21 protein-coding genes and 1 other annotated feature (1 of these 22 only partly in view) are annotated in these 25,997 nt (G+C 39.1%); of the genes, 19 read left to right on the plus strand and 2 right to left on the minus strand.

Annotation, left to right across the window (positions count from 1 at the left end):
* Positions 1–146 (plus strand) — a binding site (T-box leader); it begins 105 nt to the left of the window's first position.
* Positions 147–243: 97 nt separating this feature from the next.
* The 14 genes from ileS to pyrE all read left to right on the plus strand — a co-directional run bounded on the left by ileS (position 244) and on the right by pyrE (position 17,010).
* Positions 244–3,015 (plus strand): isoleucine--tRNA ligase, encoded by a 2,772-nt coding sequence (gene ileS / locus LCM23_RS20215; RefSeq protein ID WP_224938548.1) that lies wholly within the window; start codon positions 244–246, stop codon positions 3,013–3,015.
* Between the two features lie 384 nt (positions 3,016–3,399).
* Entirely contained in the window at positions 3,400–3,693 is a 294-nt protein-coding gene (locus LCM23_RS20220; protein ID WP_224938549.1) for a hypothetical protein, read from the plus strand.
* Between the two features lie 88 nt (positions 3,694–3,781).
* Entirely contained in the window at positions 3,782–4,267 is a 486-nt protein-coding gene (lspA, locus tag LCM23_RS20225; RefSeq protein WP_095369597.1) for a signal peptidase II, read from the plus strand.
* Entirely contained in the window at positions 4,248–5,153 is a 906-nt protein-coding gene (locus LCM23_RS20230) for an RluA family pseudouridine synthase (RefSeq protein ID WP_224938550.1), read from the plus strand. The genes lspA and LCM23_RS20230 overlap by 20 nt, the downstream gene beginning before the upstream one ends.
* A 186-nt stretch (positions 5,154–5,339) precedes the next feature.
* Positions 5,340–5,882, plus strand: a complete 543-nt coding sequence (gene pyrR / locus LCM23_RS20235) for a bifunctional pyr operon transcriptional regulator/uracil phosphoribosyltransferase PyrR (protein WP_224938551.1) — start codon at positions 5,340–5,342, stop codon at positions 5,880–5,882.
* A gap of 131 nt (positions 5,883–6,013) precedes the next feature.
* Positions 6,014–7,291 (plus strand): uracil-xanthine permease family protein, encoded by a 1,278-nt coding sequence (locus LCM23_RS20240; protein WP_224938552.1) that lies wholly within the window; start codon positions 6,014–6,016, stop codon positions 7,289–7,291.
* Positions 7,292–7,494: 203 nt separating this feature from the next.
* Positions 7,495–8,430 (plus strand): aspartate carbamoyltransferase catalytic subunit, encoded by a 936-nt coding sequence (locus tag LCM23_RS20245; protein WP_224938553.1) that lies wholly within the window; start codon positions 7,495–7,497, stop codon positions 8,428–8,430.
* A complete protein-coding gene (locus LCM23_RS20250; RefSeq protein ID WP_224938554.1) occupies positions 8,393–9,679 on the plus strand; it encodes a dihydroorotase in 1,287 nt (428 codons plus the stop codon). Before LCM23_RS20245 ends, LCM23_RS20250 begins: the two co-directional genes overlap by 38 nt.
* On the plus strand, positions 9,676–10,764 hold the full coding sequence (locus tag LCM23_RS20255; RefSeq protein ID WP_224938555.1) for a carbamoyl phosphate synthase small subunit: 1,089 nt from the start codon (positions 9,676–9,678) through the stop codon (positions 10,762–10,764). The genes LCM23_RS20250 and LCM23_RS20255 overlap by 4 nt, the downstream gene beginning before the upstream one ends.
* Entirely contained in the window at positions 10,761–13,979 is a 3,219-nt protein-coding gene (carB, locus tag LCM23_RS20260; RefSeq protein WP_224938556.1) for a carbamoyl-phosphate synthase large subunit, read from the plus strand. Before LCM23_RS20255 ends, carB begins: the two co-directional genes overlap by 4 nt.
* On the plus strand, positions 13,976–14,755 hold the full coding sequence (locus tag LCM23_RS20265; protein WP_224938557.1) for a dihydroorotate dehydrogenase electron transfer subunit: 780 nt from the start codon (positions 13,976–13,978) through the stop codon (positions 14,753–14,755). Before carB ends, LCM23_RS20265 begins: the two co-directional genes overlap by 4 nt.
* Entirely contained in the window at positions 14,752–15,693 is a 942-nt protein-coding gene (locus LCM23_RS20270) for a dihydroorotate dehydrogenase (protein WP_224938558.1), read from the plus strand. The genes LCM23_RS20265 and LCM23_RS20270 overlap by 4 nt, the downstream gene beginning before the upstream one ends.
* Positions 15,665–16,381 carry an orotidine-5'-phosphate decarboxylase gene (pyrF, locus tag LCM23_RS20275; RefSeq protein ID WP_224938559.1) on the plus strand — a complete coding sequence of 239 codons (717 nt, stop codon included), beginning with the start codon at positions 15,665–15,667 and terminating at the stop codon, positions 16,379–16,381. The genes LCM23_RS20270 and pyrF overlap by 29 nt, the downstream gene beginning before the upstream one ends.
* Complete coding sequence (gene pyrE, locus LCM23_RS20280) at positions 16,378–17,010, plus strand: orotate phosphoribosyltransferase (protein ID WP_224938560.1); 633 nt, start codon at positions 16,378–16,380, stop codon at positions 17,008–17,010. Before pyrF ends, pyrE begins: the two co-directional genes overlap by 4 nt.
* A gap of 81 nt (positions 17,011–17,091) precedes the next feature.
* Here the strand turns inward: pyrE and LCM23_RS20285 are convergent, their stop codons facing one another.
* Positions 17,092–18,192: a LuxR C-terminal-related transcriptional regulator gene (locus LCM23_RS20285; protein ID WP_224938561.1), complete on the minus strand. Its 1,101-nt coding sequence runs from the start codon at positions 18,190–18,192 to the stop codon at positions 17,092–17,094.
* Between the two features lie 170 nt (positions 18,193–18,362).
* On the opposite strand from LCM23_RS20285, the gene LCM23_RS20290 reads away from it, so the two are divergent.
* Positions 18,363–19,118, plus strand: coding sequence for an SDR family NAD(P)-dependent oxidoreductase (locus tag LCM23_RS20290; protein ID WP_224938562.1), 756 nt, complete (start codon positions 18,363–18,365; stop codon positions 19,116–19,118).
* Between the two features lie 22 nt (positions 19,119–19,140).
* Entirely contained in the window at positions 19,141–19,884 is a 744-nt protein-coding gene (locus LCM23_RS20295) for an SDR family NAD(P)-dependent oxidoreductase (RefSeq protein WP_224938563.1), read from the plus strand.
* Between the two features lie 73 nt (positions 19,885–19,957).
* On the opposite strand, the gene LCM23_RS20300 is transcribed toward LCM23_RS20295, so the two are convergent.
* On the minus strand, positions 19,958–21,670 hold the full coding sequence (locus LCM23_RS20300; RefSeq protein ID WP_224938564.1) for an Rqc2 family fibronectin-binding protein: 1,713 nt from the start codon (positions 21,668–21,670) through the stop codon (positions 19,958–19,960).
* A gap of 280 nt (positions 21,671–21,950) precedes the next feature.
* Between LCM23_RS20300 and LCM23_RS20305 the strand changes: the two genes are divergently transcribed.
* From LCM23_RS20305 to remA, 3 genes are all read left to right on the plus strand, one after another.
* On the plus strand, positions 21,951–24,629 hold the full coding sequence (locus LCM23_RS20305; protein WP_224938565.1) for a cation-translocating P-type ATPase: 2,679 nt from the start codon (positions 21,951–21,953) through the stop codon (positions 24,627–24,629).
* Positions 24,630–24,796: 167 nt separating this feature from the next.
* Positions 24,797–25,669: a YicC/YloC family endoribonuclease gene (locus tag LCM23_RS20310; RefSeq protein WP_224938566.1), complete on the plus strand. Its 873-nt coding sequence runs from the start codon at positions 24,797–24,799 to the stop codon at positions 25,667–25,669.
* Between the two features lie 59 nt (positions 25,670–25,728).
* Positions 25,729–25,992, plus strand: a complete 264-nt coding sequence (gene remA / locus LCM23_RS20315; RefSeq protein WP_095369581.1) for an extracellular matrix/biofilm regulator RemA — start codon at positions 25,729–25,731, stop codon at positions 25,990–25,992.
* The last annotated feature ends 5 nt before the right edge of the window (positions 25,993–25,997 follow it).

A 25,997-nucleotide genomic window follows, 5' to 3' on the forward strand; every position in this document is an offset into this window, starting at 1 on the left:
TGAACATCACCCTTGAGTTCCTTACTTGAGCTAAAAAGTTAGAGTAAGGCGTAGACGTTCACGTTACGAATTGATTTTTGAGCGGATAGGAATTTCTCTATCTACAAGGGTGGTACCGCGGGAATATATAACCTCTCGTCCCTTTTTTGGGATGAGGGGTTTTTTGTGTTTTTTCCGCGTACCTTATGTATGAACGCTACTTTGGTCATAATGTTATGTAGTATGTTGAGGAGGAAATGAGCTATGGATTACAAAGATACTTTATTAATGCCTAAAACAGATTTCCCAATGAGAGGAAATTTGCCAAAAAGAGAACCTGAAATGCAAACAGAATGGAATGAACAAGATATTTATGCAAAAGTGCTTGAGCGCACAAAAAATCAACCTTTGTTTGTTCTGCATGACGGACCTCCTTATGCGAATGGCGATCTTCATATCGGACATGCATTAAATAAAATTTTAAAAGACTTTATTAACCGCTATAAATCAATGAGTGGTTACCATGCACCATATGTTCCTGGTTGGGATACGCATGGATTACCCATTGAACAAGCATTAACGAATAAAGGTGTAAAACGTAAAGAAATGACGGTAGCAGAATTCCGTAAGCTTTGTGAAGAATATGCGTACGGTCAAATCGAAAATCAACGTGAACAATTCATGCGATTAGGTGTTCGTGGAGATTGGGAAAATCCCTATATTACATTAAAACCTGCCTATGAGGCCCAACAAATTAAAGTTTTTGGTGAGATGGCGAAGAAAGGTTATATCTATAAAGGGAAGAAACCTGTTTACTGGTCACCATCATCTGAGTCTGCATTAGCTGAAGCTGAGATTGAATATAAAGATAAGCAATCCGCTTCCATTTATGTAGGATTCAAAGTGAAAGATGGCAAAGATGTTTTAACTGATGACGTACGTATTATTATTTGGACAACCACTCCTTGGACAATGCCAGCTAACTTAGGTATTTCTGTCCACCCGAAACTAAAATATGTTGTCGTTGAAGTGGATAACGAAAAATATTTAGTAGCTGAAGACCTGCTAGCGACAGTGTCAGAAGAGATTGGCTGGGAAAATCCTAAGGTCGTTCAAACCATTCAAGGTAGTGACTTAGAATATGTGACTGCTGAACATCCATTATATGGCCGTGATTCACTTGTTATGCTTGGTGACCATGTAACTACAGACGCTGGTACTGGTTGTGTTCATACGGCTCCAGGACATGGTGAAGACGACTTTTACATCGGAAGTAAATATGGCTTAGATGTATTATGTCCAGTAGATGATAAAGGTGTAATGACAGAAGAAGCACCTGGCTTTGAAGGTCTTTTCTATGATAAGGCGAATAAACCAATCACTGAAAAATTAGAAGAAGTCGGCGCGTTATTGAAGCTTTCTTTTATCAAGCATTCTTATCCACATGATTGGCGTACAAAAAAACCAGTTATTTTCCGTGCAACGGCTCAATGGTTTGCTTCAATTAAAGATTTTAGACAGGAATTATTGCAAGCAATTAATGATACAACATTTACACCAGCATGGGGCGAAACAAGGCTTTATAATATGGTTCGTGATCGTGGCGATTGGTGTATTTCTAGACAGCGCGCATGGGGTGTGCCAATTCCTGTCTTCTATGCAGAAAATGGAGAAGAGATTATTACAGACGAAACCATTAATCATGTATCCAACCTATTTAGAGAGCACGGTTCTAATGTGTGGTTTGAAAAAGAGGCAAAGGAATTATTGCCTGAAGGATTTACTCATCCAGGTAGCCCAAATGGTGTATTTACAAAAGAAACTGATATTATGGATGTGTGGTTTGATTCAGGTTCTTCGCATCAAGCAGTATTGCTAGAGCGTGAAGATTTACAAAGACCAGCAGATCTTTATCTAGAAGGGTCTGACCAATATAGAGGTTGGTTTAACTCATCATTATCAACAGGTGTCGCTGTAACTGGTAAGGCGCCATATAAAGGCATCTTAAGTCACGGCTTTGTTTTAGATGGTGAAGGGAGAAAAATGAGTAAGTCAATTGGTAATGTCATTGTACCTTCAAAAGTGATGAACCAATTAGGTGCAGATATTTTAAGACTATGGGTTGCATCAGTTGATTACCAAGCAGATGTAAGAGTATCTGATCCAATCTTAAAACAAGTAGCAGAAGTTTACCGTAAAATTAGAAACACTTTCCGCTTCTTATTAGGAAACTTAGCTGATTTTGATCCAGCAGTACATCGCGTTTCTTATGATGATTTACGTGAAGTCGATCAGTTTATGTTAGTGAAGTTAAATAAACTAATCGAAACATCGCTTCAATCATATGAGAACTATGAATTTGCAGGTATTTACCATGCTGTGAATAATTTCTGCACATTAGACTTAAGTTCGTTCTATTTAGACTTTGCGAAAGATGTGTTGTACATTGAAGCGCAAGATCAACATGATCGTCGTGCGATTCAAACAGTGCTTTATGATAGCTTAGTTGCCCTTACTAAGCTTGTATCACCGATTCTTTCTCATACAGCTGATGAAGTGTGGCGTCACATTCCAAGCGTGGAAGAGATGAGTGTTCAATTGACAGATATGCCGTCAGTAGAAACTTTTGCCAATGCGGAAGAATTAACGGCAAAATGGACAGCATTCATGAAACTAAGAAATCATGTCCTAAAAGCTCTAGAAGAAGCACGAAATGAAAAAGTAATCGGTAAATCATTGACAGCAAAAGTAACGTTGTATGTCGATAACGAAACCAATTCATTACTTGATTCTATTTCAGAGAGCCTACCACAACTCTTTATCGTTTCTGCATTTGAAGTGGCAGGCAGCTTAGAACAAGCACCAAATGAAGCACATAAATTTGACAATGTAGCAATCCTAGTTTCCAAAGCTGAAGGCGAAACATGTGAACGTTGTTGGACTGTCACACCAGAAGTTGGGGAAGTAGATGAATTTTCAACACTCTGCCCACGTTGTGCTACTGTCGTGAAAGAAAACTATAGCCATTTGAGCTAAGTGGTACTAGGTTAAAAAGAACTACCCTAATTTTGGCCCGGACGAACCGTTCGGGTCTTTTTCTAATTATATAAGAAGAATGAATGAAGATAGAAAATGAAGTAAAGCTAAATGACTTTTGCCTTATTTATAATAAAAGCGACTGTAACAAAATGCATCAGATGAAGAAAATGTTAGCCAATATTTTAGTGCATCATTTTTATTATGTCTCGGCTTTTCACACTTTCCATTTCTTTAATCCTTCTTGATTATGAGTAAAAACTAATAAAATTTTCCTCAACCTGCAAAACTTGTTCACCTTGTAAAATCTTTAGAGGCGTTCAAAATTAGCCAGTTGCTCATAATAACTTTATGAACAATCTTGTAGGATGAAGGGGGATTTTTTTGAACAATCAACCACATGTTATTCCACTAATTGAAGAGCTTCGTAATACGAGACAAGAGTTACTTGAGAGGTTAATGCAAAGTAATCTTCACCCCTTTATAAATGAAATGATATTAGATGAATTATATGATGTTGAAAAGGCGATTGAGAAGTATGAAAATGGCCAATTCGGCACATGTGAAATTTCTGGTGAGTTTTTGCCAGAAGATTTATTAACATTAATCCCTACGTTAAAAACAATGGACGATTGTCAGTCTCTTAAAAGGTTCTATCGTAAAGCCCTTTATGATTAAAACGATCGCTTAAAGAGCAAAGCTACCGTTTTTTATGGGTTTATGCTAAAATGCAAAGGTATACAAATGAATATTGGAGGTTGCCTTTGTGTTTTTCTACATAATCGCTTTATTGATTATTGCTTTTGATCAATGGACTAAATGGTTAATTGTCAAGAATTTTACGCTTGGTGAAAGTATTACTGTCATTGAAGATTTTCTGTATATTACTTCCCATCGGAACACAGGTGCAGCCTGGGGAATATTAGAAGGTCAAATGTGGTTCTTTTATTTGATTACTGTTATTGTCATCATCGGAATCATTTATTATATGCAAACACATGCGAAGGGAAAATGGCTTCTTCAGCTCTCATTAGCACTTATATTAGGTGGTGCAATTGGAAACTTTATTGATCGTCTTTGGCGAAAAGAAGTGGTTGATTTTATTCATACTTTCCCGTTCGGATATAACTTCCCGATATTTAATGTTGCGGACTCCTCTCTATGTGTAGGTGTCGTGTTGTTATTAATACAGATGATACGAGAGGAAAGAGAAGTGAAAAAGGAGAAAGCAAATGAGCAAAGTGGAACATAATGTCACCGATAATCAAGCGGGTGATCGAATTGATAAGGTGCTGGCTAATCTGAATGCAGAATGGTCAAGAACACAAGTACAAGAATGGATAAAAGCAGGACATGTGCTTGTCAATGGTAATAAAGTGAAAACAAATTATAAAGTAGTAAATGAAGACCATCTTGATATTATTATTCCTGATCCAGAGCCATTAGATGTAGTTGCTGAGGATATGGACTTGGATATTTATTATGAAGATAGTGATGTTTTAGTTGTCAATAAACCGAGGGGAATGGTTGTACACCCTGCGGCTGGGCATGGAACAGGTACTTTGGTAAACGGTTTATTAGCACATTGTAAAGACTTATCAGGTATAAATGGGGTTATGAGACCAGGTATTGTCCATCGCATTGATAAGGACACTTCCGGCCTTCTGATGGTTGCTAAAAATGATCTTGCCCATGAGAAGTTAGTAGATCAACTTGTTAATAAGACGGTGACGAGAAAATATAAAGCGATTGTTCACGGCGTTGTCAATCATGATCATGGCACAATTGATGCCCCAATTGGGAGAGATACGAAAGATCGTCAAAGTATGACGGTGGTTGATAGTGGTAAACATGCTGTAACGCATTTTAATGTTATCGACCGTTTTAAAGATTTTACTTTGATAGAATGTCAACTCGAAACGGGAAGAACGCATCAAATACGTGTTCATATGAAATATATTGGCTTTCCATTAGCTGGCGATCCGAAATATGGGCCGCGAAAAACGGTTGAATTCGGCGGACAAGTGCTTCATGCAGGTGTGTTAGGGTTTAATCATCCAAGAACAGGTGAGTACCTTGAATTTACTGCACCATTGCCAACGGATTTTAAACAGCTAATTGCTATGTTGGAAAAATAATAGTTGACACATAAGTTGAAGTGTTATAAGATGAATTCAGTTAAATAAGTCCTTTAAGAACAGTCCCGTGAGGCTGGGAAGGAAACGGTATGAACATACGGTTGTTGTATGTTCAAATAAAGTACAATCGTTTACCCTCTCGTCCTTAGGTGAGAGGGTTTTTTAGTATAAAATGAGGTGAAAAAGATGTCACAAAAAGCCATTGTACTGGACGAACAAGCGATAAGAAGAGCACTAACAAGAATAGCTCATGAAATGATTGAAAAGAATAAGGGCATAGAGGATTGTGTACTTATTGGAATAAAGACAAGAGGAATTTATATTGCTAATCGCTTAGCAAAGCGAATAGAAGAAATTGAAGGTGCCAAAGTTTCGGTTGGTGAAATTGACATTACGCTATATAGAGATGACTTATCAAAGAAGACAGATAATCAAGAACCACTCGTTAAGGGTTCAAATATCCCGATTGATATTAACGATAAGAAAGTGATTGTTATTGATGATGTCCTTTATACTGGAAGAACGGTAAGAGCAGCATTAGATGCTTTAATTGATATAGGTAGACCTTCAGCTATCCAATTAGGTGTGCTTGTCGATCGTGGTCATAGAGAATTACCGATTAGAGCCGATTATGTGGGGAAAAATATTCCAACTTCAAGTTCGGAAAAAATAGTTGTCGAACTAAATGAAATTGATCAAACAGATCAAGTTAGTATTTTTGAAAAATAAATGAGCCCTTTTTAAATGCAGTCCAGAGAGGCTGACAAAGGGGGAAGTAATAGACTGCTCCTGTCTATGCTTACCAACCCTCTTTGTCCGCAGGCAAAGAGGGTTTTATATTAAAGGGGAGAAATACCACCATGAATAAACCAGTATTAGACATACATGATAAACCAACGCCAGTACATTGGCTCACCCTTAGCTTACAGCATTTATTCGCCATGTTTGGTGCGACCATCTTAGTACCATACTTAGTAGGATTAAGTCCGGCTATTGCACTAATCTCAAGTGGTATCGGAACACTTGCCTTCCTAATGATTACAAAATGGAAAGTACCAGCTTACCTAGGTTCGTCTTTCGCATTTATTATTCCTATACAGACGGCTCAGCTCGAAGGTGGACCTGGTGCTGCTATGATAGGAAGCTTTATGGCAGGTCTCGTTTATGGGATTGTCGCTCTTATTATTAAGCAAGCAGGTTATCGTTGGATTTTAAAATTATTACCACCAATTGTTACAGGACCTGTTATTATCGTTATCGGACTTGCGTTATCAGGAACAGCGATAGACATGGCAATGAACAACCCCGTAACAGGAGAATATAGCATGCTTCACTTCTCGGCAGCTTTAATTACACTTGCTGCTACAGTAGTTATCTCAGTATATGGAAAAGGGATGTTTGGAATGATTCCGATTCTTGCTGGTATAATTATCGGTTATGTATACTCACTCATGATTGGTATTGTTGACTTCTCAGTGGTTGCAAAAGCTGCATGGTTTGAAATGCCTGAATTTATCTTTCCTGTGATGGATTATGATATCAGAATTACTCTTGATCTTGCTCTATTGATGATCCCGGTAGCTGTTGTCACTCTTTCTGAACATATCGGTCATCAACTTGTACTCGGAAAAGTCGTTGGCAAAGACTATATTAAAGACCCAGGCTTACATCGCTCAATCTTAGGTGATGGGATGGGAACAATGTTATCAGCACTAATAGGAGGGCCACCGAAAACAACCTATGGAGAAAATATCGGTGTACTTGCGATCACCAAAATTTACAGTGTTTATGTAATTGCAGGTGCAGCAGTGATTGCCATCGTCTTCGGTTTTGTCGGAAAAGTAACAGCTTTAATAAGTTCAATACCGACACCTGTTATGGGCGGTGTTTCAATCCTTCTATTCGGTATCATAGCTTCTTCAGGATTAAGGATGCTTGTAGATAATAAAGTAGACTTTGGTAATAACCGTAACTTAGCTATCGCCTCTGTTATCTTAGTATTAGGAATTGGCGGTGCGCATTTACAACTTTGGGTATTCAACTTAGAGGGAATGGCGATTGCTGCAATTGCTGGGGTTATACTCAACTTAGTCTTACCGGGTAAACCGGAAGTAGATGAGAATATGTTTGAAAACTAATTACGCCTTTTAAAAGGAATCCAGAGAGGTTCCTAAGGGTGTTGAAGAGCTCAGTTCAAAGTGGGAAGAAAAATCCCACCTTTGTACACTCATGTTTATTCGACACCTTGACTTGTTTTTGTCAAGGTGTTTTTTAATAGCAAAGCAAAGAAGTTAAGGGTAATCAACCTTTACGTTTCAATAAAAAAAGGAGGTTGTCTTTTATGGAACATTGTCTCACTACAACTGATCTAACAATAGACGAAATTCAAGGGATCTTAGCCGATGCAGAGCATTTTATTAAGGGTGAAATGTGGAAACCTAAAAACAAAGTTTTTATCGCTAATCTCTTTTTTGAAAACAGTACAAGAACAAAGTGTAGCTTTGAAGTAGCCGAAAGAAGGTTGGGCTTAGATATTATTCCATTTGAAGTGAGTACTTCTAGTGTGGCAAAGGGTGAAACGCTCTATGATACAGTAAAGACGCTTGAAGCGATTGGGGTTCAACTAGCTGTCATCAGGCATAATGAGAATTGTTATTTTGATCAACTGATTGGGAAGACCAATAGTGCGATTATTAATGCAGGCGATGGAAGTGGTCATCATCCAACACAGTCTTTGCTTGACCTACTGACGATCAAACAAGAATTCGGTAGCTTTAAAGGATTAAAGGTAGCCATCGTTGGTGACTTACGTCATAGCCGTGTTGCCAGGTCAAATGCAGAGAGCTTAAATCGGTTAGGTGCGAACGTAATTTTCTCAGGACCAGAAATATGGTTCGATCAAGACATGGCCCAACATGGACAATATGTGTCTATCGATAAAGCGGTCAAAGAAGCCGATGTCATCATGCTGCTAAGGGTACAGCATGAACGTCATGAAGGTGGTATATGGGACGCTGAAAAGTACCATAAGGCATTTGGGTTAACACTTGAACGGGAAAAAATGATGAAAAAGGACAGCATTATTATGCACCCTGCACCAGTTAACCGCGGCGTAGAGATTGCAGACAGTTTAGTTGAGTGTGAACGGTCAAGAATTTTCAAACAAATGCAAAATGGTGTATTTATTAGAATGGCGGTATTAAAAAGAATAATTGAACAATTTGAAAGGGGAGAGCGTAATGGGAATCATCATCAAAAATGGTCAATTGCTTACTAATGAAGGGGAATTACTTCAACAGGATGTGTTAATTAATGATGGGAAGATTGAAGAAATCGGTCAATCCATCGCAGTAAATGAGCATGAGGTCATTGATGCAACAGGTCAACTTGTAACAGCAGGATTTGTCGACCTTCATGTCCATTTACGCGAGCCGGGTGGTGAACATAAAGAAACAATTGCAACTGGTACACAGGCAGCGGCACGAGGCGGATTCACTACAATTGCTGCAATGCCAAATACAAGACCTGTACCAGATAGTAAGGAACAAATGGAAGCATTACATAAAAGAATCACTGAAACAGGCGTAGTGGAAGTATTACCATATGCATCCATCACTATAAGAGAAGCTGGAGCCGAACTAACAGATTTTGCAGCACTTAAAGAAGCAGGGGCCTTCGCTTTTACTGATGACGGGGTTGGCGTACAGTCAGCTGATATGATGTACTCAGCGATGAAGAAGGCAGCTGAAGTAGATATGGCAATTGTCGCTCATTGCGAAGAGAATACACTAATTCATAAAGGTGCTGTTCATGAAGGGAAGTTTTCAAAAGCACAAGGTATAAATGGTATCCCTTCAGTATGTGAATCTGTGCATATTGCAAGAGACGTGTTATTAGCAGAGGCAGCCAATTGCCATTATCATGTTTGTCATATTAGCACAAAAGAATCGGTTCGTGTGGTAAGAGATGCCAAGAGGGCAGGAATTAAAGTAACGGCAGAAGTGACGCCACACCACTTATTATTATCAGAAGAAGATATCCCTGGTCTTGATACAAACTATAAGATGAACCCTCCACTTAGAGGCAAAGACGATCAAGAAGCGCTGTTAGAGGGTCTACTAGATGGGACAATCGATTTTATCGCTACTGACCATGCCCCGCATGCAGCAGAAGAGAAGGCTGAAGGGATGACCTTATCACCGTTCGGTATTGTAGGATTGGAGACAGCTTTTCCACTTCTTTATACGAACTTTGTAAAGAAAGGTATATTCACACTAAAGCAACTCATCGATTTCTTAACAAGAAAACCAGCTGAATCTTTCTCTTTAAATAGAGGGCTATTACAAAAAGGAAGCAGGGCGGATATTGTATTGCTTGATTTGGAAAAGGAAGAAGCAATTGATCCTAATACCTTCTTATCAAAAGGTAAAAATACACCGTTTGCTGGTTGGAAGTGTAAAGGTTGGCCAACAACGACAATTGTCGCTGGAAAGGTAGTCTTTAAAAAGGGGAGTGTAACAGCATGAAAAGACAATTAATTTTAGAAGATGGCACAGTATTTATTGGTGAAGGCTTTGGTAGTGGTAAACAAACGATGGGTGAAGTCGTGTTTAATACAGGCATGACGGGATACCAAGAAGTGTTATCTGACCCTTCGTATTGTGGTCAAATCGTTACTTTAACTTACCCGTTAATAGGTAATTATGGTATTAACCGTGATGACTTTGAATCCATTCATCCAGCTATCAGTGGCTTCATTGTGAAAGAAGCAGCGGAATATCCTTCAAATTTTCGTCATCAACAATCGCTTGCTGAGTACTTTTCTATGAAAGACATTCCAGGCATCGCTGGGATTGATACGAGAAAATTAACAAGAATCATCCGTAAAGCAGGAACTTTAAAAGGAACGATTTGTAGCATGGAAGAAAATGTTGCCGAGATATTAGAAAAAATGAAAGCAACTAAACTGCGAGTCGATCAAGTAAAGCAAGTATCAACAAAAACGCCTTACCCATCACCAGGGCGTGGCAGAAGAGTAGTATTAGTTGATTTTGGTATGAAACACGGGATTTTAAGAGAATTAAATAAAAGAGATTGTGACGTCATTGTTGTTCCATACAACACGACTGCACAAGAAATCTTAAATTTAAGTCCTGATGGCATCATGTTATCAAATGGCCCTGGGGATCCAAAAGATGTGCCACAAGCAATTGAGATGGTTAGAGAGATTCTTGGGAAAGTTCCACTGTTCGGCATTTGTCTTGGACATCAAATCTTTGCGCTCGCTTGCGGGGCCAATACGGAAAAGATGAAATTTGGTCATCGTGGATCGAACCATCCTGTAAAGGAATTGGCTACAGGTAAGGTTGCGATCACTTCACAAAACCATGGCTACTCCGTAGATGAAGCATCAATTACACAAACAGACCTTGAAATAACACATATTGCTTTAAATGATGGCACAGTTGAAGGGTTAAAGCATAAATTGCACCCTGCTTTCACTGTACAGTATCATCCAGAAGCTTCACCAGGACCTGAAGATGCCAACGGACTTTTTGAACAGTTTTTAACACTAATTGAAATGAACAGACAGGAAGGTGTTTATCAATGACAAAGCGTACAGACATAAAAAGCATACTCGTAATTGGATCAGGACCGATTGTCATTGGGCAAGCAGCAGAATTTGACTACGCGGGTACACAAGCTTGTATCGCACTAAAAGAAGAAGGGTATCGAGTCATTCTCGTTAATTCGAATCCAGCAACGATCATGACAGATACAGAGATTGCTGATGCAGTCTATATCGAACCTTTAACACTTGAGTTTGTAAGTAAAATTATTAGGAAAGAACGTCCAGATGCGCTCGTGCCAACATTAGGTGGTCAGACAGGTTTAAACTTGGCCGTTGAATTGGCCAAATCAGGCGTGTTAGAAGAATGTAATGTCGAGATATTGGGTACGAAACTTTCGGCTATTGAACAAGCAGAAGATCGCGACTTATTCCGTACATTAATGAATGAGCTCGGTGAACCGGTACCAGATAGTGAAATTATTCACACGCTAGAAGAGGCCAAACAATTTGTTGATATTGTTGGTTACCCAGTCATCGTCAGACCTGCTTTCACACTAGGTGGAACAGGTGGAGGCATTTGCCACGACGAAGAAGAACTAAATGAAATTGTTTTAAGCGGTTTGAAAAACAGCCCGGTGACGCAATGTTTGTTAGAGAAAAGTATTGCTGGTTTTAAAGAAATAGAATACGAGGTTATGAGAGATTCAAATGACAATGCCATTGTTGTTTGTAACATGGAGAATATTGATCCTGTCGGCGTCCATACTGGTGACAGTATTGTCGTCGCGCCGAGCCAAACGTTAAGTGATCGTGAATATCAAATGTTAAGAAACGCTTCGCTCAAAATTATTAGAGCACTCGGTATTGAAGGGGGCTGTAACGTACAATTAGCCCTTGACCCTTACAGTTTCCATTACTACATTATTGAAGTAAACCCGAGGGTTAGCCGTTCTTCTGCCTTAGCCTCTAAAGCAACTGGCTACCCGATCGCGAAGTTGGCAGCGAAAATCGCTGTCGGATTAACTTTGGATGAAATGATGAACCCGGTAACAGGGAAAACTTATGCAAGCTTTGAACCAGCATTGGACTATATCGTTACCAAAATTCCACGCTGGCCCTTTGATAAATTTGAATCGGCTAACCGTTCATTAGGGACACAAATGAAAGCAACTGGGGAAGTCATGGCGATTGGTCGAAACTTTGAAGAGTCGATTTTAAAAGCTGTCCGATCACTAGAAGCAAATGTTCATCATCTCGCATTACAAAATGGAGATGAAATAGATGATGCCCTTTTACAAAAGCGGATTCGTAAAGCTGGCGACGAACGATTATTCTATATCGGAGAAGCATTAAGGCGCGGTGTCACCATTGAAACCATTCATGAATGGAGCCAAATTGATTTGTTTTTCTTATACAAATTCAATAAAATTGTTAAGCTGGAGGATCAATTAGCGGCGAATATTGGTGATCTAGAAATCTTGCAGGCAGCAAAAAAACTAGGGTTTGCTGATACGACAATTGCACAAATATGGTCGATGCAAGAAAGAGAAGTTTATGAAAAGAGAAAAAATGCGGGCATTACACCGGTTTATAAAATGGTCGATACTTGTGCAGCTGAATTTGAGTCAGAAACACCTTATTATTACGGAGCATATGAAGATGAGAACGAATCTGTTGTAACAGATAGAAAAAGCGTGCTCGTATTAGGATCTGGTCCGATTAGAATTGGTCAAGGGGTAGAATTCGATTATTCCACTGTCCATGCCGTTTGGGCAATTAAAGAGGCAGGATATGAAGCGATCATCATTAACAACAATCCAGAAACCGTGTCAACTGACTTCAGTATTTCGGATAAGCTCTACTTCGAACCTTTAACAATAGAAGATGTCATGCATATCATCGACCTAGAACGTCCTGAAGGGGTTGTCGTTCAGTTCGGTGGCCAAACGGCGATCAATTTAGCGGCAGGACTTGTTGAACGAGGAGTGAAAATCTTAGGAACCTCACTTGAAAATCTTGATCGTGCAGAAGACCGCGACAAGTTTGAACATGCATTGCAAAAATTAGACATTCCAATGCCAGAAGGAAAAACAGCATTATCGGTTGAAGAAGCAGTGGAGATCGCGACTGATATCGGCTATCCAGTTCTTGTCAGACCATCTTATGTACTAGGTGGTCGCGCGATGGAAATCGTCTACAAAGAAGAAGAGCTCCTGCTGTACATGAAGAATGCTGTAAAAGTAAATCCTGAACATCCGGTATTAATCGACCGTTACTTAACCGGTAAAGAAATCGAAGTCGATGCGATTAGTGATGGAGAAACGGTAGTGATTCCTGGGATTATGGAACATATCGAACGAGCTGGCGTACACTCAGGTGATTCGATTGCTGTCTATCCTCCGCAAAGTATTAGCCAAAGCATTCAGGCGAAGCTGGTTGATTATACCGAGAGATTGGCAAAAGGGCTTGGCATTATCGGATTGTTAAATATCCAATATGTCATCTCAAAAGGTGAAGTCTATGTGTTAGAAGTGAACCCTCGCTCAAGTAGAACGGTACCTTTCTTAAGTAAAATTACAAATGTACCAATGGCAAAAATTGCAACAAAGGTCATTTTAGGAGAAACATTACAAAGTCAAGGGTATGAAAATGGTTTAGTGTCGGAGAAAGCCGGCGTATACGTTAAAGTACCGGTATTCTCTTTCGCGAAACTAAGGAGAGTTGACATTACGCTTGGACCAGAAATGAAATCCACTGGTGAAGTGATGGGCAAAGATCAAACCCTTGAAAAAGCGTTATATAAAGGATTAGTTGCTTCAGGAATGAAAATTTATCCATATGGCACGGTTTTAATGACTGTAGCAGATAAAGATAAGGAAGAAGCTTTGAGTCTAGCGAAACGCTTTGCCTCTATCGGTTATAGATTGATGGCGACCAGTGGAACGGCAGAATATCTTCAAAGTGCGGGTATACCGGTTGATATTACGAATAAAATTGGCACAGATGAACCAAATTTACTTGATGTCATCCGAAACGGTCAAGCGCAAATTGTTATAAACACCTTAACAAAAGGGAAGCAGCCAGCAAGAGATGGTTTTAGAATTCGTAGAGAATCGGTTGAAAATGGGGTCCCATGTTTAACATCCTTAGATACAGCAGATGCCATTCTCCAAGTAATTGAATCGATGACTTTCTCTGCTGATGCAATGAATAATTTAGAAGAAAAAGCAGTACAGGAGGCGGTTTTCTTATGATCAAACAAGAATTATGTCAAGTGATTGATCAAACAGAAATCGCAACAAATATTTATGAGCTCACCGTAAAAGGTGAGCTTGTTCATGAAATGAAAGAGCCAGGACAATTTGTTCATTTGAAAGTGAATAACGGAATTTCACCGCTTTTAAGAAGACCAATCTCGATTGCAAATATCAATCAAGACGAAGAGACTTTCACGATGATCTATCGTGCAGAAGGAAAAGGTACACGCTTGTTAGCAACGTTACAACAAGGCGACCTTCTTGATGTATTAGGTCCGCTTGGTCACGGATTTCCTGTAGAGGAGACGGAGGCTTGTGATACGGCATTGCTTGTCGGTGGCGGTATTGGAGTCCCCCCGCTATATGAACTTTCGCAAAGACTAACTGCCAATGGTGTAAAAGTCATTCATGTCCTCGGGCATCAAACAAAGAATGCTGTTTTTTATGAAGAAGAGTTTAAACAATTAGGTCCGACTTTTATTGCGACTGCTGATGGTAGTTACGCTTATTCAGGATTTGTGACAGATATTATAAAGAATGAAAATATAACGTTCGATGTTCTGTATACTTGTGGGCCAACGCCCATGCTCCGCGCACTTGAACAAGAATATAGACATAAAAAAGTATTTTTATCATTAGAAGAGAGAATGGGTTGTGGAATCGGTGCTTGTTTTGCCTGTGTATGTCATACAGCAGAAGATCCCACAGGCGTGTCTTATAAAAAGGTTTGTAGCGATGGGCCAGTCTTTAAGGCAGGGGAGGTTGTCATATGAGCGCTTTGAATATTAGTTTACCAGGGCTTGAGTTGAAAAACCCAATAATGCCGGCATCTGGTTGCTTCGGTTTCGGTAGAGAATACAGTGACTTGTATGATTTGAGTCAGCTCGGTGCGATCATGATTAAGGCAACAACGAAAGATGCGAGATTCGGTAATCCTACACCAAGGGTAGCGGAGACATCTGCCGGAATGCTGAATGCGATCGGGCTGCAAAATCCAGGATTGACGAAAGTCGTAGAGGAAGAATTACCGTGGCTTTCGCAATTTGATGTACCAATCATAGCTAATGTCGCCGGTTCAATGGAAGAAGATTATATCGAGGTGGCAAAAGAAATTTCGCAAGCGCCGAATGTTCATGCACTTGAATTAAATATTTCATGTCCCAATGTGAAAACAGGTGGTATTGCTTTTGGAACCGTACCGGAAATTGCGCAATCATTAACGAAGAAGGTAAAGGAAGTATCAGCTGTTCCTGTATATGTGAAACTCTCGCCGAATGTCACAAATATTGTTGAAATGGCAAAGGCTGTTGAACAAGGTGGTGCTGACGGATTAACAATGATCAATACGCTCGTTGGTATGAGAATTGATATAAAGACCGGTAAACCGGTAATCGCCAACAAAACCGGTGGTCTTTCTGGGCCGGCCATTAAACCAGTTGCCATTCGCATGATTCATGAGGTAAGCCAACAAGTAGCGATTCCAATCATCGGTATGGGGGGCGTGGAATCAGCTGAAGATGTGATTGAATATTTTTATGCCGGGGCGAGCGCCGTCGCAGTGGGAACGATGAACTTTGTTGATCCATTTATCTGTCCAAAAATCATAGCAGAGTTGCCAGAACTTATTCATTCTTTAGGATTTGATCATATTTCTGAATGTACCGGAAGGAGCTGGAAAACAGTTGAAAAACTCACTCATCATCGCGCTTGATTTTGCTAACCGTCAACAAGTGGAAGATTTCCTCAAACCTTTCACAAATGAGCAATTATTCTTAAAGGTTGGAATGGAGTTATATTATCAAGAAGGTCCACAAATTGTTGAACGATTAAAATCTGAAGGCCACCAAGTTTTCCTTGATTTGAAACTGCATGATATTCCGAATACAGTCAAAAGTGCCATGAAAGGACTTGCTCGTCTCGGTTGTGATCTCGTGAATGTCCATGCAGCTGGTGGTATAGAGATGATGCGGGCAGCTGTTGAAGGACTTGAGGAAGGGAAAGTGCAAGGAAAGGAACGGGCAAAGCTTATTGCTGTTACGCAATTAACGAGCACATCTAGGCAGCAAATGAATAGTGAACAGTTAATCCCTGTTTCTTTAAATGAATCTGTGTTGCATTATAGCCAAATAACAAAGCAAGCAGGCTTAGATGGTGTGGTTTGTTCGCCTTTTGAAGCCAAACAAATTGCCGAGAAGGTGGGCGCTGATTTTTTGACCGTGACACCAGGAATAAGAATGGAGACTGACGACAAGCAAGATCAAAAAAGAGTGGCAACACCTGATTTTGCCAGAGCTGAAGGTGTTTCAGCAATCGTCGTAGGGCGATCCATTACTAGAGCATCTAATTCCCTTGCTGCCTATTATCAAATCAAGAATCTTTGGGAGGGTATTTCCGTATGAAAAAACAAATAGCAGAAAGTTTATTAACTATTAAAGCAGTCGCACTAAATCCTAAAGATCCTTTTACGTGGTCATCTGGTCTTAAATCACCAATCTACTGTGATAATCGCTTAACATTAGCTTATCCTAAAGTAAGAAATGAAATTGCGCAAGGGCTACAAGCACTTATTGAGGAACATTATGCAGACGCTGAGGTGATTGCTGGGACAGCGACTGCAGGCATTCCACATGCTGCATGGGTAAGTGATCGGATGAATTTACCGATGTGCTATGTTCGGTCAAAGGCGAAAGCTCACGGTAAAGGCAAACAAATTGAAGGGAAAGCGGAGAACGGGCAAAAAGTTGTCGTCGTCGAGGATTTAATTTCGACAGGTGGCAGTGTGATCAACGCTGTCGAAGCACTAAGAGAGGCAGGTTGTGAAGTTCTAGGGGTGGTCGCTATTTTTACTTATCAATTAGCAAAAGGCGAAGAATTACTTCAGGCAGCAAATGTTTCCGTTCACACACTTTCCGATTTTGAATCATTAAAAGAAGTTGCAAAGAATCAAGGGACAATCGAGGCATCCGATTTTGCAGTATTAACTGAATGGAGAAAAGACCCGCAAGCATGGGGGAAAGCATTTGCATAAATAAGTGCGGCGAAAAGTTAGCAATAGCAAACTTTTCGCTTAGCCTATCTAACAGTATACAGTTTTATCAGTAAAGAGGAATTAATGTAATAATCCCGATTGAAAAGCAATCGCCACAACTTGTGTGCGATTTTTTGCTTTTAGTTTAGTCATTAATTGACTGACATAATCTCTCACCGTATGCTCGCTTAAATAGAGCATGGAGGCGATGGTTTTATTATCATGACCATCAGCTAGTAGGATGAGAATAGAATGCTCCCTTTGGGTAAGATGAATGGAGGATTGGATCATATCATTTCCACTTTTTCGAGAAAAGAATAAACCCAATAATATACCTACTTCATTGATATAATCTAACTCTTCTTTACTATATTCAAACGCCTCTCCCTTTTGGTCAAAAGTTAACCAGCCATATAATTGTTCTTCACATAAAATGGGAAGAAAGATAATTGAAGATAAGCCGAATAATTCGATATGTTCTTGTCTAATTAATTGCTTAGGGTCTTTTAGGAAAATTGGTTTCTTTGTAGAGAAGACTGAGAAATTCTCTCCTAACTGACCTTTCATACTCTGCACTTTGATAACTTCTGTTCCGACTGCACCATAAAATTCATTGGACCACGGAATATAACCATAAAAGACACAACGTTTAAACCCAAACCAATCTTCACATTTTTTTAGGATATCGGGGAGTTCCGTCTTCGATGAACGAATTAATAATTGACTTAATTTAGTTAAGGGTGCTCTATGAGGTATTTGCTTCTCTTTTTTTGCTATTTGCTGATATGTTTTCAGTAAATCTGATTGTAAGTTAAATAAAAACATGATAAACCCATCGTTCTTATGAATTTTTTCTTTCTTTAATAAGGTTGTTACCGCTTTTTGTAGAATCAATGAAAACAAATATAATCGTTCAGTGGATAGAATGGATATTTGCGCATAAAGCCAATCTATTAACTGATTATGAATGTCTTCCTCCATTTCTCCCATGTGTATATGGTGAAACCATTCTGTAAAGGAACGGAGTAGCAGTGTAACCGCCTCAAAATGCTCTTCGTCAGAAATCCCCTCGACATTAAGGTATATCCGGATATTTTCTTCTAAGTTTTGCCTATATGTTTTCATAAAGAATATAAATTCCCGCAATGTAACTTCTTCAAAACGATCATGAGATTGAGCCATGAAATTCCCCCTATATATGACTGTAAAATAGCTACTCATAAACAGTATCTTATAGGATAGCGCTAAAAAGTTAAAGTTTGTATCATTGTAGATGTGGGGTGAACAATGAATGAATTGTTGATAAGTAAGGATATTCATGTAAATATGACAGCAGAGAAGGGGTAAGGATTATGAGATTAAATGAAAAAGTGGCTGTTATTACTGGTGGTGGCACTGGGATTGGGAAAGAGACAGCACTTCTTTTTGCACAAGAAGGAGCAAAAGTTATTCTGACAGATATTCATGAAACGTCTGGTCAAGGTACCGTCGAAGAAATCAAAGCAAATGGTGGGGAAGCAATATTTGTTCGCCATGATGTAAGTAATGAAAATGATTGGCGTAAGGTCGCTAATGAGGCGATAAAAGCTTATAACCAAGTAGATATTCTCTTCAATAATGCAGGGATTTATCTTATTAAACCACTAGCTGAAATTGAGCTAGAGGAATGGAATAAATTAATGGCTATTAATGTAGGGGGTGTGTTTTTAGGAATGAAGCATATTATGCCATTAATGGCTGAGCGGCAGAAAGGTTCTGTGATTAACGCTTCTTCTATTGCAGGCTTAGTGGGCTCTCCCGGCCATGTTTTATATGGTGCAAGTAAAGGTGCTGTACGTGTCATGACTAAGGACGCTGCCATTGAATATGCTCCAATGGGTGTTAGAGTAAATTCCATTCATCCAGGGTATATTGATACTGGCATGGCTGATTATGCTTCAGAACAGACTGGTCAGTCAAAAGATGCTTTAGGAAAGAACCTATTTCCACTCGGTTATTTAGGTAAAGTAAAAGATGTAGCTAATACAGTGCTCTTTTTAGCTTCAGACGATTCAGCATACACTACAGGGGCAGAGTTTGTCATTGATGGTGGAGCGACAGCAAGATAATGAAAAGAAAGAGGAGATTAAAATGAAATTACAAGATAAAGTAGCAATCGTAACAGGTGGAGCAAGTGGTATTGGTGAAGCAGTTGTCAAAGAATATGTAAAAGAAGGTGCAAAGGTTGTCATAGCTGATTTCTCTGACAAGGGACAAGCTCTTTCTGATACTTTGAATAAAGAAGGATATGAGACTTTATTTGTTAAAACAGATGTATCAAACGAAGAAGATGTGAAAAATGTCGTTGCACAAACAATTAGTCGGTTTGGAAAATTGGATATCATGTATGCCAATGCGGGTATTGCCAGCGATGGGCCAGCAGCTGAATTAGATTATGATAAATGGAAAAAAACGATTGATATTAATCTTTCTGGTGTGTTTCTATCAGATAAATACGCAATCGAACAATTCCAAAAACAAGGAAGCGGCGGTGTAATAGTGAATGCAGGATCTATTCATAGCTTTGTCTCACTGCCTAATATCCCAGCATACTCCTCTGCAAAAGGTGGCGTGAAACTGTTAACACAAAACCTATGTACGGCATATGCGAAAGAAAATATCCGTGTAAATGCGGTTTGTCCGGGATACATTGATACGCCTTTATTATCAGAATTAGAATCAGATGTGAAGAATCACCTTGCCTCCCTTCATCCACAAGGTAGACTTGGAAAACCAGAAGAAATTGCTAAAGCTGTTTTATTCTTATCAAGTGATGATGCGAGCTTTGTAAATGGTACAACCTTATTAGTAGATGGTGGTTATACAGCACAGTAACTGTTTAACTAATAAAAAACCCAATTGGATGGATCGCCTGGTAGAGTAAGGCGTTCATCTCAATTGGGTTTTGTTATTTCTTTTTACTAAGTGAAATGACTTTTTCTTCATCAGGGGTGACAAAGATTGTTTGTTGTTGATCATAAATGACAAACCCGGGCTTAGCACCACTCGGCTTTTTCACATTACGTACCTTTGTGTAATCGACGGGTACACTACTTGAGTTACGCGCTTTACTAAAATAAGCAGCTAAACAAGCAGCTTCTTGAATAACTTCATTACTTGGCGCTTTATCTCTAATGACCACATGGGACCCAGGGATATCTTTTGTATGGAGCCATATGTCGTCTTTTGCAGCTAATTTATTCGTCAAATAATCATTTTGTTTATTGTTCTTACCAACAATGATTTCTGTCCCATCGCTAGCGACAAAATAATCAAGGATTGGTTTGGCATTGACCGGCTTTTTCTGTTTTTTTTGTCTTTCCCGTAAGTAACCGCCTTCAATAAGTTCCTCCCGTATTTCTTCAATATCTTTCGGTGATGCGGCTTGTATTTGTTGTAAAAGATGATCGAAGTAGTTAACTTCTTCATAGGCTTGATCTATTTGTTCTTGTACAACTTGTTTGGCATGTTTAGCTTTTTGATATTTCTTAAAGTATATCTGTGCATTTTGCGAAGGTGTTTTTTGTGTATCTAGAGGGATAAGGACATTACTGTTATTTTCATCATAATAATTGCTCACTTCAATCTCATCCATCCCTCTATGAATGGCATACATATGAGCTGTAATTAATTCACCGTACAATTGAAATTGCTCGGCATTTTTTGCATCTTGCATGGTTAGTTTTAATTTCTCTATTTTTTTTGTGTTTTTTTCTTTTTCATTGCTAATGAATTTTTCCAAGTCATTACCTTGTTGTTTGACACGATCTCTTTCTGCTTTGCCGAAATAATAGCGGTCAAGCATTAGACTTAAGCTCTCAAAATGACGCTGCTCTCCCTGAATATGATCTAACTGGAGGAAATAAAAAGTCTCTTTATGCTCATTTATCGTAATGGTCGGTTGAACTTCTTTGTTTTTTATTTTATCTATTGTCTTAATAAAGGCAGCAGGTAATGTTGTACGGTTGGCTAATCCTGATTGGTAAACAATTTCTTTTGCAAGTAGGGGAGAAAACCCGCTGTAATGTTGTACAAGTTGTCTATCTAACTTCCCACTATTAAAGTCCATTCTTCGTAATACATCCGTCTCATCAGCTTCTATTGGGTTGGCTTTATTTTGAGCCGGGGGAGTCACATATGTTTGACCTGGAAGTAAGGCACGATAACTATTTACGGCATAAGATACATGTTTAATACAATCGAGAATCATATTTCGTTCTTGATCGATAAGCGTAATATTACTATGTCGTCCCATTATTTCTACAATCAGTCTTTTATAGGAAACGTCCCCAATCTCATTGCGGCCTTTAATGTCAAAGATAATAATGCGATCTAAATCCATTTGTTTAATATCTTCTAATATATATCCTTCTAAATGTTTTCTTAATAGCATGCAAAACATCGGTGGTATGCTCGGGTTGTCATAGGCTTCATTTGTTAATTGTACCCGAGCATAACTTGGGTGAGCAGATAAGAGTAATTTATGATTTTTTCCGTTTGCTCTAATCACTAATATCATTTCATTTTTATAAGGTTGGTGAACTTTATTAATTCGACCACCTTTAAGAGTGGATTGTAACTCCTCTACCATCGCTTTTGTAAATAATCCATCAAATGACATTGAAAACATCCTTTTCTACGCACGAGATTCAGCGCTGTGCGTCTCTTTACTTTATGGAAGCTATTTTCCCATAAACAAATGGTTTTTAAAAGCTTTCTGTTTATGTAAAAACATTCTTTCTCATAATAGCATAGCATTTTTTAGGACGAGACTGAATAAGCTTTCATGAGAGCCTTAAAAATAGGACAGCTCTCCATCGAGATAGTAGGGGAAGCAGGACGGTTCGCATGTAGTAGATGCGAATTCTCTTAAAATGAAAAGGAGGAAGTGTGATGTCCGGATGAAATACCATGAGATGGAAGCGAGAGAGGTTGAAGACACGTTAAACACGAATAGGCATGAAGGCATGTCTGAAGAAGATGCGCAAAAAAGATTAGAGCAATTTGGATATAATGAATTAGTAGAGGGAGAAAAGCAATCTGCTTTACTCTTATTTTTTAGTCAATTCAAAGACTTTATGACTTTAATTCTATTAGTAGCCACATTGATATCTGGGCTACTGGGTGAATATATTGATGCAATCGCCATTATTGCGATTGTACTTATCAACGGAGTATTAGGTTTTTTTCAGGAACGAAAAGCAGAGAAGTCATTAAGTGCGCTAAAAGAATTATCCACACCTCATGTAACAGTATTACGTGATGGAGAATGGAAGAAAATCCCCTCAAAAGAAGTCGTTGTTGGTGACTTATTGAAGTTCTCCTCCGGTGATAGAATTGGGGCGGATATCCGCTTAATCGAGTGCAATAACTTAGAAATAGAAGAGTCGGCCTTAACAGGTGAATCATTACCAGTGCAAAAAACAGTCGCAGCAATTAAGCAAGATAACCCCGGAATCGGCGATATGGAAAATATGGGCTTTATGGGTACGATCGTAACGAAGGGTAGCGGAGTGGGGGTTGTCATTGGCACAGGAATGAAAACAGCGATGGGACAAATCGCTGATATGATCCAAAGTGCGGAAACGATGACAACACCGCTGCAAAGAAGGTTGGAACAATTAGGAAAAATCCTCATTGTTGTCGCACTATTCTTAACGGTTCTTGTCGTAGGTATCGGTGTGCTTCAAGGACAAGAATTATATACGATGTTCTTAACAGGGGTATCGTTAGCTGTAGCAGCAATACCAGAGGGATTACCGGCGATAGTCACCGTGGCCTTATCGCTTGGAGTCCAACGCATGATTAAACAAAAGGCGATTGTCAGAAAGCTCCCAGCAGTAGAAACATTAGGGTGTGCTTCTGTCATATGCTCCGATAAAACGGGAACCTTGACTCAGAACAAAATGACTGTCACCCATTTATGGAGTGGTGGTAACACTTGGCAAGTAGATGGCATTGGCTATACACCTAAAGGAGATTTTTATCGCAGTGAAAAACGTGTAGATCCAAAAAATGAAAAAACATTACAACAATTATTGATGTTTGGTATGCTTTGTAATCATGCTGAAATTCATAAGAAAAATAAAGAATTTGTCATTGACGGTGATCCAACAGAAGGTGCATTGTTAGTCGCTGGGATGAAAGCAGGATATAGTCGCCCCTCTTTATTAAATCAATATGAAATTCTCGAAGAATTTCCTTTTGATTCAACTAGAAAAATGATGAGTATCGTGTTAAAAGATGCTAGTGGCAGAAGATTTGTTGTCTGTAAAGGAGCACCGGATGTGTTGGCACAGAACTGTGAGAGTATCCTGTGGGATAACCGTAAGCAAGCAATGACCCAAGAGATGCATAGGTCAGTGAATGAGGCCATTCACGGTTTAGCCTCCCAAGCCCTAAGAACAATTGCAATAGGATATAAAGAATTGACTAATGAGGGCAGAATAAAATCAGAAAAAGAGGCAGAAAATCGATTGACGTTTATAGGTTTACAGGGAATGATTGATCCGCCAAGGACCGAGGTACGAGCTGCGGTTAAAGAATGTAAAGAAGCAGGAATTAAGACAGTGATGATTACAGGCGATCATATTACAACTGCTCAAGCAATTGCTAAACAATTAGGTATTCTTAATAAGTCAACAAAAGTAATGGAAGGAAAAACATTAGCTACATTGAGTACAGAAGAGTTAGAAGATGTAGTGGATGATGTATCGGTGTTTGCGCGCGTATCACCGGAGCATAAATTAAAGATCGTTAAAGCTCTGCAAAATCGTGGTCATATTGTAGCCATGACAGGGGACGGAATCAATGATGCACCAGCTATCAAAGCTGCTGATATTGGCATTGCCATGGGCATTACCGGTACGGATGTAGCAAAAGAAGCATCTTCTCTTATTTTACTTGATGACAACTTTGCAACCATTAAATCAGCAATAAAAGAAGGGCGAAATATTTACGATAATATTAGAAAGTTTGTAAGGTATTTACTTGCATCTAATGTTGGCGAAATACTGGTTATGCTATTTGCAATGATACTAGCACTACCTCTGCCGCTAGTACCTATACAAATTCTTTGGGTGAATTTAGTAACAGATGGGCTGCCGGCGATGGCGTTAGGTTTAGACCGACCAGAAGGTAATGTCATGAAGCGAGAACCGCGTAATCCTAAAGAGGGCATCTTTTCAAGAGGACTTGGCTGGAAAGTTATTTCAAGAGGATTTTTAATTGGTGGAGTAACCTTACTTGCGTTTATGCTCACATATAAAGGCGATCCTAATGAGCTCGCGTATGCGCAAACCGTTGCATTTGCGACATTAGTCCTTGCTCAATTAATTCATGTGTTTGATTGTCGAAGTGAAAAATCAGTTTTTGCTCGAAACCCATTCGGTAATATGTATCTTGTCTGGGCGGTTATTTCTTCGGTTTTACTTATGCTAGTCGTTTTATATTGGCCGCCATTACAACAAATTTTCCACACAGTACCAATCGCTGGTCGTGATTGGTTAATGATTGTTGGCTTATCAGCTGTCCCAACATTTTTGCTTGGCTTCACATATTTGGCAAGAAAATCGAAGTGAAATATGGTATAATCCTTTAGGTAGTAGAGTGAAACTCTATTACCTTTTGGTTTTTTAAAGAAAACTACATAATATATGAGTGTAAGAAAAGGTATGGTTAGTGCCAAATTTGTATAAGAAAGTTGTAGGTACTTCCCGCAAACAGCGAAAGGAAGTGTGGTTAAACGATGGTAGCGAGCATGACAGGGTATGGACAGGGTAAAAGGCAAACTGACACCTTCTCTATCACGATTGAAGTAAAAACGGTTAATCATCGTTTTACAGAATATTTCCTGCGCATTCCAAAGCAATTTCTCAAGCTGGAAGATAAAATAAAAAAAACGCTTAATCAATATATTAAGCGTGGTAGAATAGAAGTCTATGCAACCATAGAACAAACGGGATCGAAACAAAAGAAGATACGTGTGGATTGGGATTTGTTAGACGAATTTTATCGTTCAATGACAGAAGTGAAAGAAAAATATAAGTTAAGCAGTGAGCCTGGGTTAAAAGATTTACTTAATGAAGATGTATTTGCTATTGTGGAAGTGGATGAAGAAGACGAATGGTTAGATGAGTTGATTCTTGAAGCGACAAATGAAGCTGGTAAAGAGCTGCAAATGATGCGGTTAGCTGAAGGTAAGGAGCTAGAGAAGGATCTTTTTAAACAGCTCGGTTTACTAACTGAATGTCTTAACCGCTTATATGACTTAGCCCCTAACGTGGTAAAGCAATACGAAGACCGTTTGCGAAAGCGAATGGAGGAATATGCTGATGGTCATATTGATGAATCAAGAATTATTACAGAGGTGGCAATTTTTGCAGACAAGGCCGATATCAATGAAGAATTGACACGACTCGCATCACATCGTAATCAATTTCAATTGACCCTTTCCTTGGAAGATGCAATTGGCAGAAAGCTTGATTTCATGATTCAAGAGATGAATCGAGAAGTTAATACAATCGGTTCTAAAGCGAATGATTCTACCATTGCTGGAGAAGTGGTTGAAATGAAAGGTCTATTAGAAAAGATGAAAGAACAAGTACAAAATATTGAATAAAGCGGTTTAGAAACGCGTGATAAAGGTCAAAATAGTTAACTGATGACGGGGGGACGCATATGTCAATAAAATTAATTAATATTGGCTTCGGAAACATTGTTTCTGCCAATAGAATCATATCAATAGTGAGTCCGGAATCGGCACCAATTAAGAGAATTATTCAGGATGCAAGAGACCGTGGTGTACTGATAGATGCAACATATGGCCGTAGAACGAGAGCAGTCATTGTCATGGATAGTGATCATGTCATTTTATCTGCTGTTCAGCCGGAAACAGTAGCTGCACGACTGAATGACCGCGATGATGTTATCGATGAAGGGTAGGATTT

This window comes from Cytobacillus kochii (assembly GCF_020171845.1).
Classification (GTDB): Bacteria; Bacillota; Bacilli; order Bacillales; family Cytobacillaceae; genus Cytobacillus; species Cytobacillus kochii.

What these genes read in the sequence shown, in the direction of transcription:
- LCM23_RS20230 (WP_224938550.1), top strand. Translation starts at nt 4,248, where the DNA reads ATGAGCAAAGTGGAACATAATGTCACCGATAATCAAGCGGGTGATCGA.
- pyrE (WP_224938560.1), top strand. Translation starts at nt 16,378, where the DNA reads ATGAAAAAACAAATAGCAGAAAGTTTATTAACTATTAAAGCAGTCGCA.
- LCM23_RS20305 (WP_224938565.1), top strand. Translation starts at nt 21,951, where the DNA reads ATGAAATACCATGAGATGGAAGCGAGAGAGGTTGAAGACACGTTAAAC.
- LCM23_RS20255 (WP_224938555.1), top strand. Translation starts at nt 9,676, where the DNA reads ATGAAAAGACAATTAATTTTAGAAGATGGCACAGTATTTATTGGTGAA.
- LCM23_RS20245 (WP_224938553.1), top strand. Translation starts at nt 7,495, where the DNA reads ATGGAACATTGTCTCACTACAACTGATCTAACAATAGACGAAATTCAA.
- LCM23_RS20300 (WP_224938564.1), bottom strand. Translation starts at nt 21,670, where the DNA reads ATGTCATTTGATGGATTATTTACAAAAGCGATGGTAGAGGAGTTACAA.
- LCM23_RS20290 (WP_224938562.1), top strand. Translation starts at nt 18,363, where the DNA reads ATGAGATTAAATGAAAAAGTGGCTGTTATTACTGGTGGTGGCACTGGG.
- LCM23_RS20265 (WP_224938557.1), top strand. Translation starts at nt 13,976, where the DNA reads ATGATCAAACAAGAATTATGTCAAGTGATTGATCAAACAGAAATCGCA.
- carB (WP_224938556.1), top strand. Translation starts at nt 10,761, where the DNA reads ATGACAAAGCGTACAGACATAAAAAGCATACTCGTAATTGGATCAGGA.
- LCM23_RS20285 (WP_224938561.1), bottom strand. Translation starts at nt 18,192, where the DNA reads ATGGCTCAATCTCATGATCGTTTTGAAGAAGTTACATTGCGGGAATTT.
- remA (WP_095369581.1), top strand. Translation starts at nt 25,729, where the DNA reads ATGTCAATAAAATTAATTAATATTGGCTTCGGAAACATTGTTTCTGCC.
- LCM23_RS20310 (WP_224938566.1), top strand. Translation starts at nt 24,797, where the DNA reads ATGGTAGCGAGCATGACAGGGTATGGACAGGGTAAAAGGCAAACTGAC.
- LCM23_RS20250 (WP_224938554.1), top strand. Translation starts at nt 8,393, where the DNA reads ATGGGAATCATCATCAAAAATGGTCAATTGCTTACTAATGAAGGGGAA.
- LCM23_RS20295 (WP_224938563.1), top strand. Translation starts at nt 19,141, where the DNA reads ATGAAATTACAAGATAAAGTAGCAATCGTAACAGGTGGAGCAAGTGGT.
- LCM23_RS20240 (WP_224938552.1), top strand. Translation starts at nt 6,014, where the DNA reads ATGAATAAACCAGTATTAGACATACATGATAAACCAACGCCAGTACAT.
- LCM23_RS20270 (WP_224938558.1), top strand. Translation starts at nt 14,752, where the DNA reads ATGAGCGCTTTGAATATTAGTTTACCAGGGCTTGAGTTGAAAAACCCA.
- ileS (WP_224938548.1), top strand. Translation starts at nt 244, where the DNA reads ATGGATTACAAAGATACTTTATTAATGCCTAAAACAGATTTCCCAATG.
- pyrR (WP_224938551.1), top strand. Translation starts at nt 5,340, where the DNA reads ATGTCACAAAAAGCCATTGTACTGGACGAACAAGCGATAAGAAGAGCA.